Origin of the sequence: Paenibacillus silvestris, assembly GCF_009882985.1 — a bacterium.
Classification (GTDB): Bacteria; Bacillota; Bacilli; order Paenibacillales; family NBRC-103111; genus Paenibacillus_E; species Paenibacillus_E silvestris.
In genome coordinates this window covers 161,086-176,343 of sequence record NZ_WTUZ01000020.1, presented here as the reverse complement: position 1 = coordinate 176,343, position 15,258 = coordinate 161,086, and the positions used below count along the sequence as shown (strand labels likewise).

Below are 15,258 nucleotides of genomic sequence, written 5' to 3'. Positions count from 1 at the left end.
CAATCATAAAAAATATCTTTCCGTGTTAATGGAGAAAGAAAGATGCAAAAGATGCAAAAAAAAGTACTATTTTGTGCGACGGTTGATTATCATTTTAAAGCATTTCATTTACCGTATATGAGTTGGTTTAAGGAGCAAGGATGGGAAGTTCATGTTGCAGCAAGTGGGAATATAGAACTCCCCTTTGTAGATGAGAAATTCGATATTCCCATTCAAAGGTCACCATATTCGTTGAAAAATATGAAGGCTTACTCTCAATTAAAATCTATTATAGATACAAATAACTATGAGATCATCCATTGTCATACCCCTATGGGCGGATTGCTTGCTCGTTTAGCAGCACGCAGCGCAAGAAAATACGGAACTAAAGTAATCTACACAGCTCATGGATTTCACTTTTTTAAGGGGGCTCCTTTTTTAAATTGGCTACTCTATTACCCACTTGAAAAAGTTCTTTCGCACTATACAGATTGTCTTATAACCATTAATGGGGAAGATTATAAACTGGCCATCGATCATCGTTTTAAAGCCAAAAGAATAGAACACGTTCATGGAGTAGGTGTCAATACAGAACGTTTTAAACCTGCTGATGATAACTATAAACGAGAATCAAGAATGAAACAGGGTTATAGCCCAGAACACTTCTTGATGTTTTACGCTGCCGAATTTAACAATAATAAAAATCAAAAGATGCTCTTAAATGAATTTGCGCTAATTAAGGATGTGGTTCCTCACGCAAGGCTTTTACTAGCAGGAGTTGGTCCTCAGCTGGAGCAATGCCAAAAGCTTGCGAGAGAGTTAGACATAGCTGACAAGGTTGATTTTTTAGGGTATCGTCATGATCTTGATAACATATTGCCCTTTTGTGATATAGCCCTTGCATCAAGTTTAAGAGAAGGATTGCCAGTCAATATTATGGAGGCTATGGCTTGTGGACTTCCGATAGTGGCTACTGACAATAGAGGTCATAGAGAGCTAGTACATAATCAAGAAAATGGTTGGATCATAGCATTGAATGAAAAAGAAACAATGTCGGAGAAGATAAAATTACTGGCCAGCAATCATAACTTGAAGAATAAGCTCGGAACGTCAGGGCGGAACATCATTGAAAAAAAATACGCTATTGATAAGATACTTGACGAGAAGAGTAGAATTTATTCCAGGTATATGGAAGAAGAGGAGAAGGTCATATGGGCGGTCCAGTAAGAGTATTACATGCAGTCGTGAATATGAACCGCGGTGGTGCAGAAGTATTAATCATGAACTTGTATCGAAACATAGATCGCACTATGATCCAATTTGATTTTTTAACCTGTAAGGAAGGGGAGTTCGATGCAGAAATCATTGAGATGGGCGGGAGAATTCACCGCATTCCTTATGTTTCAGACGTTGGTCATTTTGCCTACATCAACGCATTAAATAAGTTCTTTTTGGACCACTCCGAATATAAAATTGTTCACTCACACATGGATAAAATGAGCGGATTTGTATTGCGATCAGCTAAGAGGGCAGGCGTCCCTGTACGAATTGCTCACAGCCATAGCACAAACAATGAAGGTAGCTTTTTAAAAAGAATGTATAAGATGTACGCAGGAAAAAGCATCATTTCTAATGCAACGCATTTATTGGCTTGCTCCAAAAATGCGGCAAAATGGCTTTTTAAAAAAGAGGCTGATAAAGCTGATATATTAAAAAATGGTATTGAATGTGAAAAGTTTCTCTTTTCATCAGAGGTTAGAGAGCAGGTAAGAGAGGAGTTAAATCTTCAGACGGAAGATGTTGTAGTAGGACATGTAGGAAGATTTTGTCATCCTAAAAATCATACCTTTCTCTTAGATATCTTTTATGAATTTTCGAAATTAATTCCTAATTCCGTCCTTGTGTTAGCTGGGGACGGCCCTTTGCGTTCTGACATCGAAATGAAAGTGAAAAAATTAAATTTAGAAAATAGAGTGAAATTACTGGGAGTACGAAATGATATTAATCGTTTACTCCAAGCATACGATGTATTTGTATTCCCATCCATTTATGAGGGCTTGCCAGTAACATTAATTGAGGCACAAGGTGCGGGGCTTCCTTGTGTGATTTCAGATGTTGTTACAAAAGAAGTGGATCTAGGAGTTCATTTAATTGAGTATTCTTCATTATTCGATCAGGCGATATGGGTGGAAAAAATTAGGGATATCGCTGCAAGAAATAGGCATAGGGAAACATCAGCTTCGATTTTATTTCAAAAGGGCTATGATATTCGACATTCTGCAAAATGGACGCAAGAGTTTTATCTACAATCGAGGTGAATGATTTGAATCTTCTAACGGTTTTTACTCCTACTTTCAATAGAGCTTACTGTCTTGGAAATTGTTATGAAAGTCTTAAAAGTCAGTCTTCCAAAGAGTTTGTTTGGTTAATTATTGATGATGGTTCTACTGATCAAACGAAGGAATTAGTTGAGGGGTGGATCAACGAGAACATAATCCCCATAAGGTATCATAAGCAGGAAAACCAAGGGATGCATGGTGCCCATAACACAGCATATGAGTTGATTGATACAGAACTGAATGTTTGTATCGATTCTGATGACTACATGCCTTATGACGCTGTAGAAAAAATAATCACTTATTGGAGAGCAAACGGGAGGGACAGTGTAAGTGGAATAATTGGTTTGGATGCATATGTAGACAAACGCATTATTGGTTCTAAGCTGCCAGAGTCCCTTAAGAGCTCAACGCTTTTTGAACTTTACAATAGACATAATGTTACCGGTGATAAAAAGCTTGTTTATCGAAGTGAATTAACTAAGAAATATCCATATCCCATCTTTCACGGTGAAAAGTATGTTGGTTTAGCTTATAAATACTATATGCTTGATCGAGAGTATGAAATGCTTCTAATGAATGAGGTTCTTTGCTATGTTGAATACCTGCCTGACGGATCTTCTATGAATATGTTTAAGCAGTACAGAAGTAATCCTAAAGGCTTTGCATTCTTTCGCAAAGAATTGATGAAGCTGCCATACGCAAATCTTTTTTTTAAATTCAAACAAGCAATTCATTATGTTTCAAGCAGCTTAATTTCAAAGAATCAAATGTTTATACGAGAAACACCGTATAAAGGCTTGACTATTTTGGCAAGCCCGATTGGATTCATTCTTTATCTGTATATTTTAAGGAAAACTAGATTGTTAAAGTATTGAGAAGGGAGATTCCAGTGACCCTAATATGGATTAATTTGGCCTTAGTATATTCCTTATCATTAGTTTCAAGGGTATTTCCTTTGTCTACGACAATGGGTAGTTCTTTGGTAAAACCTAATAAAATAATCGCCTTTTTTGTGGCTTGCCTATTAATTTTAGTATCGGGACTCCGAAAGAATATTGGTGACACCTACTTCTATAAGCTCACCTATACAAATGTTCCGACATACACTTGGGAGCATATTTCATCAGCTAAAGAAAAGGGTTTTATCTTCCTGCAACTGTTATTAAATAAAATTACACCCGATCCGCAGATTCTTATATTTACCACTGCTTTGCTTACGAATGCTCTTATCGTTATGGTTCTATACCGATATTCAAAACTTTTCGAGTTAAGTATATACACTTACATTACATCAGGGCTGTACATCATCTCTATGAATGGAATGAGGCAATTTCTTGCCGGAGCTATTCTATTCGCTGGTACCAAGTACCTCATGGAGGGTAATTGGAAAAGATATATGCTTCTAGTATTATTAGCATCTAGTATCCATCAAAGTGCTTTAATATTAATTCCTATATATTTTATTGTTAGAAGGAAAGCCTGGACGAAGACTACAATGTTATTACTTGCAGCAGCTATATTTGCAGCGATTGGTTACAATCAAATATCTAGTGTGATATTTGAATCTGTTGGCGACTACGGTCAATATCAAGATTTCCAAGAAGGTGGAGCTAATATTATTAGGGTAGTTGTTCAAACAGCTCCGCTTCTCGTAGCATATTTTGGGAGGAAAAAGCTTAGAGAGCTATTTCCGAAAAGTGACTATATTGTTAATATGGCCCTATTGGGTTCAATTTTTATGATTATATCGCTTCAAAACTGGATATTCGCAAGATTTATTATTTATTTTGGTTTGTATAATGTCATAATTCTGTCTTGGGTTGTACACCTTTTTGTTAAAAGGGAGCAGAAACTCATTTATTATGTTCTATTGATTTGTTATTTAGCTTATTCATACTATGAAAATGTTATAAGTCTTAATCTAAACTATCTTAGTGATTACTTATCTTTTTAACTCATTATATCCGAAAAAAGGGTGTATATATGAACAAGTCAACAACCCCTCGAAGAGTTCTGCACATTGTTAGTGCTATGAAGCGTGGTGGAGCTGAAACATTATTAATGAATGTTCATCGTAACCTGGACAGATCAAAAATTCAATTTGATTATGTTTCTCACCTAGATGAGAAATGCGACTATGATGATGAAATTAATTTACTTGGTGGTAGAGTGTTCCGTATTAAGAGTCTAGGGCAATTAGGACCATTAGGATACATAAACGAATTAAAAAGGATCATGTTACAAACGAACTACACAGCTGTGCATGCACATACTGATTATCAGACTGGATTTGCCGCGTTTGCAGCTAAAAGAGCTGGAATACATAAAAGAATTTGTCATTCTCATAGTAATAATTGGGGAAAAGGAAGTGGATTTAAGGGAAAGATTGTGTTGAAAACTTTGCAAGCTTTAATTAAATATGCTGCAACCGATTATTGTGCGTGTAGTAAAGATGCAGCGCGTTTTCTTTTTGGTGAGTCATGGATTGAAAAAAATAAGTTTCTTCTTTTAAAAAACGGTATAGATATATCCCAATTTACTAAGTCTACAAGCGATAACTCGAATATTAGACAAGAGTTAGACATCGCGTCTGATACCAAAATTTTAGGTCACGTTGGCAGGTTTTCTCAATCAAAAAATCAAAAATTCCTGCTAATGATTTTAAAGCAGATGCTAGATGATGGTAAAGATGTAATGGCTATTTTAGTGGGTGATGGTCCTTGTTTACAGGATGTCAAGGATGAAGCTAGACGACTGGGGATCTTTGAACATATACGTTTCGTAGGAGTGCGACAGGATATCCCTAGCCTAATGCGAACGTTTGATGTATTCTTATTTCCTTCTTTATTTGAGGGCTTTGGTATTGTTGCATTAGAAGCACAAGCTTCGGGTACACCCTGTATTGCCTCAGATGTAGTATCAAGATCAACCGATTTAGGTTTAGGATTAATATCATTTATTAGTTTAGAAGAACATATTGAAATATGGATTAAAGAAATCGAGAAGTCTTTCATGCAAATAAGACCAGACGATCAGCAAATCATGAGCAACTTCTCTAAATCAGGTTATGATATTCAACAAAATATTGAGGAGTGGATGTCCGTTTATGGAGTAATTTGATTCATGGAATAGAGACCTATACGAATTAATTTTGGAGGATGAGTGTACATGCCAATACTCATAACCGGTGGAGCCGGCTATATCGGCAGTCATACCTGCGTTGAATTACTGCATGCAGGGCATGAAATTGTCGTGGTTGATAACTTAAGCAACAGCAGTCTAGAGTCTTTAAGACGAGTAAGGGAACTGACGGGTAGAGACTTCAAATTCTATCAAGTTGACCTCTTAGATCAAACAGAACTGGATCGTGTTTTTGCAGAAAATAAAATTGAAGCCGTCATTCATTTTGCCGGGCTTAAGGCAGTTGGGGAATCCGTTGAGATTCCTCTTTTTTATTACCAGAATAACATCACGGGCACACTCATATTATGTGAGGTTATGAGGAAGTACGGGGTGAACAAAATCGTATTCAGTTCATCAGCAACCGTGTATGGCATGCAGGAACATGTGCCTATCTCTGAAAACTTACCGCTAAGTGCAACCAATCCTTATGGTCGAACGAAACTAATGATTGAAGAAATTTTGAATGATTTATACCTCTCCAATAAAGATTGGAGCATTGCGCTTTTGCGTTATTTTAATCCAATTGGAGCTCATAAGAGCGGACTAATCGGAGAGGATCCGAATGGTAGGCCTAACAATTTAATGCCTTTTATTTCACAAGTGGCGGTTGGGAGGTTGGCGGAACTAAGCGTATTTGGCAACGACTATTCTACCTTGGATGGCACAGGGGTAAGGGACTATATTCATGTGGTCGACTTGGCATGGGGACACTTGAAGGCGTTAGAGAAAGTGATCACAACTACAGGAATAGAAGCGTACAATCTTGGAACTGGACGAGGATACAGTGTGCTGGAAATGGTCACTGCCTTCGAACGAGTTACTGGAAAACACATTCCGTATCGGATTACAGATCGGAGACCAGGCGACATTGGGATATGTTACGCGGACGCATCCAAGGCAGAGCGTGAACTGGGCTGGATTGCAGAAAAAGGAATCGAAGAGATGTGTATAGACGCATGGCGGTGGCAATCAAATAACCCGAATGGTTACCGTGTAGAAGAGAAAGCATTAGAAATATTTTAGGAGAGGTCAAATCATGAATATTTCCGAGTTAACGCAACAACAGGTAAAAGAGATCCTTATTAATGCCTACAAAATTGGCAACGAAGAAGAACATATGAGTGCAAAAGAATTAGTAGAAGAAATAAAACAACAAATCATTCTGGCGTTAAGGTAATGCCACAATAAGATTTTAGGAGCATGATCATTGATGAAGCGATTCTGCGATTTACTAATCTCAATTCCTTTATTACTACTCTTTTCGCCGGTTATCGGAATTGTCGCCATTTTGGTTAGAGTAAAGTTAGGATCTCCGATTATCTTCACGCAGCTGAGGCCGGGATTGCACGGCAAGCCTATTAATATTTATAAGTTTCGAACCATGACAGATGCAAGGGACAGTGAAGGGAATTTATTGCCCGACTCGATCAGATTAACGTCCTTTGGGGAATTTCTTAGAAAATATAGCCTTGATGAATTGCTCCAGTTGGTGAATGTCATTAAGGGAGACCTAAGTTTAGTAGGGCCGAGGCCATTGTTAATGGATTATTTGACACTATACACGGAAGAGCAGGCCAAGCGCCATCAAGTGCGTCCTGGCATTACGGGTTGGGCTCAAGTTAACGGTAGAAATGCAATCTCTTGGGAAGAGAAGTTCAGGCTCGATGTATGGTATGTGGAAAATCAAAGCATCCTCCTCGATTTCAAAATTCTAGCTTTAACTTTTGTTAAAGTGATCAAGTCGGATGGGATCAGCCACGGCAATCATGTGACCATGGAGAAATTCTCCGGATCAAATCTATCATGAAAGGTTTGGTACAGGTTGGATTTAGTCGTTATTGGTGAGGGTGGCCACAGTAAGGTCATAAGGGACTTGATTCATTCAAAAAGTGATGCGAAGATCATCGCCATATTGGATGACAAGTATGATGAGTTAACTCTAAATAATGAGTTGTACATAGGACCGACTTCTTCCGCACCTCTTTTATTGAATCGCATGAATCATCTTAAATTTGTGATTGCGATAGGGAATAACGCGGTTCGCAAGTCGATTGCGACGAAGCTTGGCCTAGCCAAGGAGAACTATATTTCACTCGTTCACTATTCTGCGATTGTCAGTCCAAGCGCTGCTATTGGGAGTGGGACGGTTATTATGGCTAATACCATTGTCAGTGCAGATACAGTCGTTGGTGATCATGTGATTATCAACTCAGGTGCAATCGTGGAGCATGACAATCACATTGGAGACTATGTCCACATTGCTCCTAAGGCTACACTTACTGGCTCCGTGATTGTAAAAGAAGGAACTATGATCGGAGCGGGAGCTACCGTCATTCCTGGGAGAAGCATCGGAGAATGGGCGATTATCGGAGCGGGTGCCACAGTCATTAGTGATATTAGGGCGAATAGTACAGCAGTAGGAACCCCAGCCAAAATTATCAGCAGCAGAAAGTTTGCCTGACAGCGCCCAAGGCGCTTTTTTTCGTCTCAAGAACCTATGTAAAGGAAGTGGCTTAACAAGTGTTCACGAATAAAAAGAGAATATATCTTTCCCCTCCGCACATGAGCGGGAATGAAATGACGTATATTCAAGATGCTTTCGATACGAATTGGATCGCTCCGCTAGGCCCGCATGTCGATGCCTTTGAGAAAGAGCTTGCGTCATACGTGGGTGTAAACGACGCGGCTGCAGTCAGCTCGGGAACGGCGGCCATCCATTTGGCGCTGCGACTATTGGATGTTAAATCTGGAGATATTGTTTTTTGTTCAAGTCTCACATTTGTTGCAAGTGCGAATCCAATTGTTTATTTGGGGGCTTCACCGGTTTTTATTGATTCAGAGCCGGAAACTTGGAACATGTCCCCTCAAGCGTTAGAGCATGCCTTGTATGATGCCATCCAGGATAAGAAATTGCCTAAAGCAGTCATTGTCGTTAATCTCTATGGTCAAAGTGCAAAGATGGACGAAATCGTGGCGATTTGTCAGAAGTTTAATATCCCCATCATTGAGGATGCGGCTGAATCATTAGGCTCCACCTACAAAGGGAAAGCGAGCGGGTCATTTGGCAAGTTTGGCATCTATTCCTTTAATGGGAATAAGATTATTTCGACTTCAGGCGGGGGGATGCTGGTATCTAATGAGGGCGAGGAGCTGAATAAAGCTCGTTTCCTGGCAACTCAAGCACGCGACTATGCGGCACACTATCAACATAGCCAGATGGGCTATAATTATCGGATGAGTAATGTATTGGCAGGGATCGGGAGAGCTCAGTTAGAGGTGTTGGAAGAGAGAGTTAGCGCTAGAAGAGCAATTTTCAACAAGTATGTTCAAGAGTTGGCCCATGTTCCGGGCATCACGTTTATGCCTGAGTTGCCGGAAACGCGTTCGAATCGTTGGCTTACAGCGTTAACTTTGGACGAGAGGGAAGCTGGCATATCGGTTGAGGCTCTACTCAGTGCATTAGCGGAACAAAATATCGAGGCTCGTCCAGTTTGGAAGCCACTACATATGCAGCCTTTATTCGAAGGGGATAAGTTCTACCCTCATAGCGATAACGAGAATATATCTGAGCAATTGTTTAAAATGGGACTTTGTCTACCATCCGGATCCAGCATGTCGGAAGACGATCAAATGCGAGTTATCGAGTGCATCCAGGAGTCATTGATTAAGGCGAAAAGCATTAGTGTTTAATACTTGCATGTTTAAGCGCCTTCATGCATTTTCTGCCTATGATGCTGCATCTTTTCAAACAAAGCTTCCTTCATTTCTACGTCAAGGCAGTCTCTATAGAGTATAGAATTGTATGCATGCAGAACCTTATGGTAAGTACGCTGCGCCTTTTTCCATACACTCGTCGAAAGTGAATACATGACATAATCCCTCCCTTTGTAAAAACTTATGAGGGAGTTAGATAATGTATGCAAGGAATAGTTAATTATTCCTCGATCGTTCTTTATTAAGAATTTTATTTCAAAGGAGATTTAAAATGTGTGGAATTGTAGGATATATCGGTAATCAGGACGCGAAAGCAATCTTAATTAAAGGATTAGAAAAACTGGAATACAGAGGGTACGATTCTTCCGGAATAGCTTTATTGAATGAAAGAGGTACACATGTTTACAAAGAACAGGGACGGATCGCGGCACTTAGCGACGTCATCGATCATCAAGAGACAGCACAAGTTGGCATTGGTCATACCCGGTGGGCAACACATGGCAAACCTAGCCGCAGAAATGCGCATCCGCACCAAAGTAACAGCGGCCGTTTTACAATTGTACATAATGGGGTTATTGAGAATTTCGAAGAAATTAAGCAGCATGATCTTTCTGAAGTACCGTTCTCAAGCGACACGGACACTGAAGTTATTGTGCAGCTGATGGAGAAATTGGTGCAAAGCGGATTAGCGGTTGAGGAAGCTTTTGGACAATTGCTCTTGGCCATCAAAGGTTCTTACGCAGTCGCTTTAGTAGATAACGAAGACATCCATACGATTTATGTGGGTAAAAATAAGAGCCCCTTGCTCATTGGATTAGGCCAAGACTTCCACGTTATCGCAAGTGATGCTATGGCGATGCTGCAGCTAACGAATCAGTTCGTGGAATTAATGGATGAGGAGATGGTTATTCTTCGCCAACATTCAAAAATGATTAAGAATTTGAACGGAGAAGTCATTCAGAGGAGGCCTTTTCAAGTAAAACTTGATGCTAGCGATATCGAGAAAGGGCTCTACCCCCATTATATGCTGAAAGAAATTGATGAACAGCCCTTCGTCATTCGTAAAATCGTTTCTAAATATCAAGATGGTAATGGAGATTTGATCATCGATCCTAACATTCGCGACAGCGTGAAAGAAGCGGATCGTATCTATATCATTGCTTGCGGAACAAGTTATCATGCTGGATTGGTTGGTAAACAGCTGCTTGAGAAAATAGCCGAGATCCCCGTTGAAACTCATATCGCGAGTGAATTTTTGTATAACAGACCCATCCTGTCCACGAATCCGCTCTTTATCTTCATTTCTCAAAGTGGAGAAACTGCGGATAGCAGAGGAGTATTAGTAGCCATTAAGCAGCTGGGCTATCCCTCATTGACGATTACCAATGTACCAGGTTCCACTTTATCGCGTGAAGCGAATTTTACATTACTCACACATGCCGGACCCGAGATCGCGGTAGCATCAACAAAAGCCTATACAGCACAAATTGCTGTATTAGCGATACTTGCATTCGATTGTGCACGTGCAAAAGGGATCCAGCATGATATCAACCCCTTCCACGAGTTAAGTCTTGCCGCGAATGCCATGGAAATTATGATTAACAAGAAGGAGATGATGGAGGAGAATGTTTGGAAGTATTTGAACGCGTCACGTACCTGCTTTTTTATAGGACGAAGCATTGATTACTATGCCTGTCTTGAAGGCGCGTTAAAGCTTAAGGAGATTTCGTATATCCAAGCGGAAGGTTTTGCAGGTGGAGAGCTGAAGCATGGGACGATTGCCTTAATTGAAGAGGGAACTCCTGTTATTGCACTCCTAACCCAGTCTCCTATCAAGGGAAATATTAGAAGCAACGTCCAGGAGGTTCTAGCACGCGGTGCCCATGTTTGTATGATTAGCATGGAGGGGATGGAGGAAAAGAACGATCAAATCGTTCTGCCTGCTATTCATGAGCATCTTACCCCGCTGGTTTCAGTTATTCCGTTACAATTAATTGCTTATTATGCAGCCGTGTATCGAGGTTGTGATGTTGACAAGCCAAGAAATCTTGCCAAAAGTGTCACCGTGGAGTGATGATAACCATGATCGGTCAAAATATTTCAAGTATTCGTAAGCAAAGGGGGTATACGTTGTCTGAGCTTTCAGAGCGGACAGGTATTTCCAAATCCTATTTAAGCAATATCGAAAGAAATCTCAAACAAAACCCTTCGATTCATGTCATAGAAAAAATCGCAGAGGTTCTTAATGTTGATCTTAAGCTCTTGCTGAAAATTACCGAAGATACGGGAACCAATCATCAACTGGATCAGGAATGGATGGACTTTATTGCAGACTTGAAACAATCAGGCATTGCCAAGGAACGCATACATGAACTGAAAATTTTGATAGAGTTTATGAAATGGCACAATGATAAAGTTAACTAGGGCGAAGATGATGATCTGGTGGTGCCTACTAGCTGTTGGCTTAGGTGCCCTATTTCTAATCACTTCTCTTCAGGTTTTTACAAGTGAGCATACCAAAGTCATCGTTCAGCACCTAATAGGTGTCGATGAACAGCATGCCTATGCAACCAATGCCGTTATCCGTAAGGCTGCACATGTTCTTATGTTTGGCATGCTAAGTATTTTTTTCTACCTGGCATTCCGAAGGCGAACGAGTTGGTTACCATGGATTTGCACGACACTGACTGCTGCTATAGATGAATGTTATCAGGCTTATGTACCAGGAAGATCAGCTTCACTTCAAGATGTGATGTTAGATTCTTTTTCAGCGTTATTATTTCTAAGAGTTATGGTGTGGCTAACTAGTAGATGATCCATGCAAGGCTTAAAAGCCCCCTTGGGGCTTTTTTTGTTCTTAATAAGATACATATTTGTTCTTTGCAGGGAATTCTGATATAATTACATGAGCACCCATCACTTTAAGATAAGGGAAGATACGAAATGATTGGAAAACGTGTTCAACAATTGAGGAAAGAGAAGGGTCTGTCGTTGACAGAACTTGCTGAACGTGCAGGGGTTGCTAAATCATATATTAGCAGCTTGGAGCGGGATATTCAGAAGAATCCTTCTATTCAGTTTCTTGAGAAGATTGCAGCTGTATTAAAAGTACCCGTCGAGAGATTAATTGATGAACAGGATGAGACAGCGCAGGATGGGCCTCAGCTCGATCAGGAATGGTATGACATTATTAAAGAAGCTATGACATCTGGGGTAGATAAGCAGCAGTTTCGTGAATTTCTGGATTTTAACAAATGGAGAATGAAGCGACCAAACGACGAATAAGCCAGATAACCCTGCAGCTCTATGGGGACATACAAGGGTCATTTTCAGTTGAATTTTGTGACTTTTGAGTCGTTTGGAAAGGGCTTCTTAGGAATGCGCGAATTTCATCCATCGTAAAACCCATCTTACGAGCACTCATAATAAGATCTATCCACTCCGTGTCAAGTTCTTCCAAATTCGTCTGATGCATCTGATTCACAAGTGACCCCTCCAAAGCATTCTTTGTGATACAAATCGTATCTGGTAATTTATTATCGCACGTTTTTTCTGTGAAATCAATCCCGTTCATATTAAAATTATACAAATTGTATCGGCGCTTATGTGACTTACCTCGACAAATTCCGCATTAGCCTCCGTAATTAGACCTAGAGATACTCGTGAAGAAGGGGGACATATAGTGATCAATAGACGTATAGATCGCAGGACGTTTCTCAAGCTTAGTATGTCTGCTATTGGATCTCTGGCGATGCTTACGGGAGCAAGCGGTATATATGGCATTTTCGGAGAGCGTTATTGGATTCAGTTGAAAACGATTCAACTTGCGTACCGCCGATACCCGGCAGCATTTGCAGGCACACGAATTGTTCAATTCAGTGACACACATCTCGGCAAGTATTACAGCTTGGAACAATTGGCTCGAGTGGTCAAGCTGGTTCAGAGGCAAAAGCCTGATTTGATTTGTTTTACAGGAGACTTATTTGATTCTAACTATGGTGAATTAAGTGATGATGTGATCCCCATTCTATCGCGGCTTCAAGCCAAATTAGGGAAATATGCGGTTCTAGGCAATCATGATATGCGTCTGGATCCCAGTGGAGTAAGGAGTGTGCTTGAGCGCTCCGGCTTTACTGTGCTAGTTAATGCAAACAAGTCGATTGAACGAGGAAATAGCCGTTTATGGGTAGTCGGAATAGATGAAATGTTCCATGGTAAACCAGATCTGCCTCTCGCCTTAAAGGGGACAGAGGCAGATGAGTTCGTGCTTCTGCTTGCACACGAGCCGGATTTCGCTGATACCGCTATGAAATTTTCTGTTGACTTGCAGCTCTCTGGGCATAGTCATGGCGGACAAATTCGGATTCCTTTTTACGGGAGCCTGTTTACACCGGACCTAGGACAAAAATACCAGGTAGGACTTTATGCCTTCGAGAAAAGTGAGTTTCACGTTTACACAAATCGTGGAATAGGAACAACATTGTTTCCCATAAGGTTCAACTGTCGGCCTGAAATTACGGTGTTTGTTTTAGACGCAAAGCAGCCATAACGAATAAAAGCTCCGCCAGCTGATGCTGACGGAGCTTTTATTCGTTAATAGCAGAACCACTTTTTCCAAATATCGTATGAATCTAGACAATCATTATCATCCCAATCAATGTCGTCCCAGTCGATATCATCCCAGTCGTTGTGATTGTTGTTGTTGTGGTTATTATTATTATTATTATTATTATTATTATTATTGTTATTGTTATTATTATTATTATTATTATTGTTATTATGATTGTTATTATTATTATGATTGTTGTTATTGTTATTGTTATTGTTATTGTTATTGTTATTATTGTTATGATTGTTATTGCTGCTGTTATTATTGCTGTTATTGTTGTTACTACTGTTATTATTGTTCTGGTTTGAACTTGAACTCCATAATTTACTCAGATTAAACAAAGAAGTAAGTTGTGATAGAAAATTATTTTTCTGAGAATTTCCTGACTCATGACCCGAAGCATAAGCTGATACAGGAAACGTAATTGCACTGAAAATGAGAACGATAAATAGGAACCTAGCAACTTTTAACAATGTCCGTGGCCTCCCTCCATGATTTGTTAAAGCATGAAAACGTTCTTTATTAAGAATTATACCGTAGATAATGAGTTTTGAGAACAGGAAAAGGCATAGATCATTTATCAAATTTGTGATACAATATGTAACATACAATAATTAGGAGGATTGATAGATTAATAATAATTTGAGTTCATATGCAATAGCAAAAAATAGATACATACAGTGAATTTTGATTATAGTCATGTGAGGTGCTATCCATGCAAGTTGTTCAACCGATAAGAGATCAAGAGAAAATTGAACAATTACAAGAGGTTTTAAAAGAGCAATCGATTCGGGACTGGCTTCTCTTCACAATCGGGATTAATTCCGGACTCCATCTCAGCGATCTTCTTTCACTGAAAGTAAAGGATGTGAGGGATCGAAGTGTGGTAAGTGTTCGGGAGGAGAAAACGGGTAAACTCAAGACGTTCCAGCTCTCTGCACAGCTTAAGGCATTCATCAAGGAGTATATTCAATATATGGACGAGGATAATTACTTATTTCCGTCACAGCGAACTGGTAATCCTATCAAAAGAATTCGAGTCTATCGCATTTTAAATCAAGCAGCGAAGCAGGTAGGATTAACAGATATCGGCACGCACACACTCCGTAAAACATATGGCTATCATTACTATTTAAAAACGAAAAATGTCTCTGTGCTTAGAGATTTGTTTAATCAATCCGCCCCATCTGTAACATTGAAGTATATCGGTGTAAATAAGTAGAAATAGGCGATCCTCGCCGATCCGTCTCGCATGGGATACATATCGTATCACAAAAGATATCGTCATGTTTTTTTACTTTTTAAGAAAAGCTGAGCGTTGGGAGTAGGTCCGCATATGAATCAAGAACTTAAGATTTCAATCGATATTCATCAGATTCTTCTCTATATTGGCATCGACAAACAGAAATTTCAGGCTCATAACGTACAATGTGC

General features: G+C 39.6%; 19 protein-coding genes. 17 read left to right on the top strand and 2 right to left on the bottom strand.

The window, feature by feature from the left end; genetic code table 11:
- The first annotated feature begins 51 nt into the window (after nt 1–51).
- The 10 genes from GQF01_RS16230 to GQF01_RS16185 all read left to right on the top strand — a co-directional run bounded on the left by GQF01_RS16230 (nt 52) and on the right by GQF01_RS16185 (nt 9,191).
- A complete protein-coding gene (locus GQF01_RS16230; protein ID WP_161408218.1) occupies nt 52–1,206 on the top strand; it encodes a glycosyltransferase family 4 protein in 1,155 nt (384 codons plus the stop codon).
- Complete coding sequence (locus GQF01_RS16225) at nt 1,191–2,297, top strand: glycosyltransferase family 1 protein (RefSeq protein WP_161407788.1); 1,107 nt, start codon at nt 1,191–1,193, stop codon at nt 2,295–2,297. Before GQF01_RS16230 ends, GQF01_RS16225 begins: the two co-directional genes overlap by 16 nt.
- Nucleotides 2,298–2,302: 5 nt before the next feature.
- Nucleotides 2,303–3,193, top strand: a complete 891-nt coding sequence (locus tag GQF01_RS16220; RefSeq protein WP_161408217.1) for a glycosyltransferase family 2 protein — start codon at nt 2,303–2,305, stop codon at nt 3,191–3,193.
- 14 nt (nt 3,194–3,207) lie between these two features.
- On the top strand, nt 3,208–4,272 hold the full coding sequence (locus GQF01_RS16215; RefSeq protein ID WP_161407787.1) for an EpsG family protein: 1,065 nt from the start codon (nt 3,208–3,210) through the stop codon (nt 4,270–4,272).
- Between the two features lie 29 nt (nt 4,273–4,301).
- Complete coding sequence (locus GQF01_RS16210) at nt 4,302–5,438, top strand: glycosyltransferase family 1 protein (RefSeq protein ID WP_161407786.1); 1,137 nt, start codon at nt 4,302–4,304, stop codon at nt 5,436–5,438.
- Nucleotides 5,439–5,486: 48 nt separating this feature from the next.
- On the top strand, nt 5,487–6,524 hold the full coding sequence (galE, locus tag GQF01_RS16205) for a UDP-glucose 4-epimerase GalE (RefSeq protein ID WP_161407785.1): 1,038 nt from the start codon (nt 5,487–5,489) through the stop codon (nt 6,522–6,524).
- 13 nt (nt 6,525–6,537) lie between these two features.
- Nucleotides 6,538–6,678, top strand: a complete 141-nt coding sequence (locus GQF01_RS16200; protein WP_161407784.1) for a hypothetical protein — start codon at nt 6,538–6,540, stop codon at nt 6,676–6,678.
- A gap of 33 nt (nt 6,679–6,711) precedes the next feature.
- Nucleotides 6,712–7,308: a sugar transferase gene (locus tag GQF01_RS16195; protein WP_161408216.1), complete on the top strand. Its 597-nt coding sequence runs from the start codon at nt 6,712–6,714 to the stop codon at nt 7,306–7,308.
- Between the two features lie 15 nt (nt 7,309–7,323).
- Nucleotides 7,324–7,962 carry an acetyltransferase gene (locus GQF01_RS16190; protein ID WP_161407783.1) on the top strand — a complete coding sequence of 213 codons (639 nt, stop codon included), beginning with the start codon at nt 7,324–7,326 and terminating at the stop codon, nt 7,960–7,962.
- 101 nt (nt 7,963–8,063) lie between these two features.
- Nucleotides 8,064–9,191: a DegT/DnrJ/EryC1/StrS family aminotransferase gene (locus tag GQF01_RS16185; protein WP_161407782.1), complete on the top strand. Its 1,128-nt coding sequence runs from the start codon at nt 8,064–8,066 to the stop codon at nt 9,189–9,191.
- A gap of 11 nt (nt 9,192–9,202) precedes the next feature.
- Here the strand turns inward: GQF01_RS16185 and GQF01_RS16180 are convergent, their stop codons facing one another.
- The gene (locus tag GQF01_RS16180; RefSeq protein WP_161407781.1) at nt 9,203–9,370 is read right to left on the bottom strand and encodes a hypothetical protein; all 168 of its coding nucleotides are present in this window, start codon (nt 9,368–9,370) and stop codon (nt 9,203–9,205) included.
- Nucleotides 9,371–9,486: 116 nt separating this feature from the next.
- Between GQF01_RS16180 and glmS the strand changes: the two genes are divergently transcribed.
- From glmS to GQF01_RS16160, 4 genes are all read left to right on the top strand, one after another.
- On the top strand, nt 9,487–11,289 hold the full coding sequence (gene glmS, locus GQF01_RS16175; RefSeq protein ID WP_161407780.1) for a glutamine--fructose-6-phosphate transaminase (isomerizing): 1,803 nt from the start codon (nt 9,487–9,489) through the stop codon (nt 11,287–11,289).
- 8 nt (nt 11,290–11,297) lie between these two features.
- Nucleotides 11,298–11,639, top strand: coding sequence for a helix-turn-helix domain-containing protein (locus tag GQF01_RS16170; protein WP_127455448.1), 342 nt, complete (start codon nt 11,298–11,300; stop codon nt 11,637–11,639).
- The gene (locus GQF01_RS16165; RefSeq protein ID WP_161407779.1) at nt 11,623–12,030 is read left to right on the top strand and encodes a VanZ family protein; all 408 of its coding nucleotides are present in this window, start codon (nt 11,623–11,625) and stop codon (nt 12,028–12,030) included. Before GQF01_RS16170 ends, GQF01_RS16165 begins: the two co-directional genes overlap by 17 nt.
- A 128-nt stretch (nt 12,031–12,158) precedes the next feature.
- Nucleotides 12,159–12,500, top strand: a complete 342-nt coding sequence (locus GQF01_RS16160; RefSeq protein WP_161407778.1) for a helix-turn-helix domain-containing protein — start codon at nt 12,159–12,161, stop codon at nt 12,498–12,500.
- A gap of 19 nt (nt 12,501–12,519) precedes the next feature.
- Here GQF01_RS16160 and GQF01_RS16155 read toward each other — a convergent pair whose 3' ends face one another.
- Complete coding sequence (locus GQF01_RS16155; protein WP_161408215.1) at nt 12,520–12,690, bottom strand: anti-repressor SinI family protein; 171 nt, start codon at nt 12,688–12,690, stop codon at nt 12,520–12,522.
- A gap of 207 nt (nt 12,691–12,897) precedes the next feature.
- On the opposite strand from GQF01_RS16155, the gene GQF01_RS16150 reads away from it, so the two are divergent.
- From GQF01_RS16150 to GQF01_RS16140, 3 genes are all read left to right on the top strand, one after another.
- Nucleotides 12,898–13,764, top strand: a complete 867-nt coding sequence (locus tag GQF01_RS16150) for a metallophosphoesterase (RefSeq protein ID WP_328803470.1) — start codon at nt 12,898–12,900, stop codon at nt 13,762–13,764.
- Between the two features lie 140 nt (nt 13,765–13,904).
- On the top strand, nt 13,905–14,132 hold the full coding sequence (locus GQF01_RS16145; protein WP_161407777.1) for a hypothetical protein: 228 nt from the start codon (nt 13,905–13,907) through the stop codon (nt 14,130–14,132).
- 407 nt (nt 14,133–14,539) lie between these two features.
- Nucleotides 14,540–15,046 (top strand): tyrosine-type recombinase/integrase, encoded by a 507-nt coding sequence (locus GQF01_RS16140; RefSeq protein ID WP_161407776.1) that lies wholly within the window; start codon nt 14,540–14,542, stop codon nt 15,044–15,046.
- The last annotated feature ends 212 nt before the right edge of the window (nt 15,047–15,258 follow it).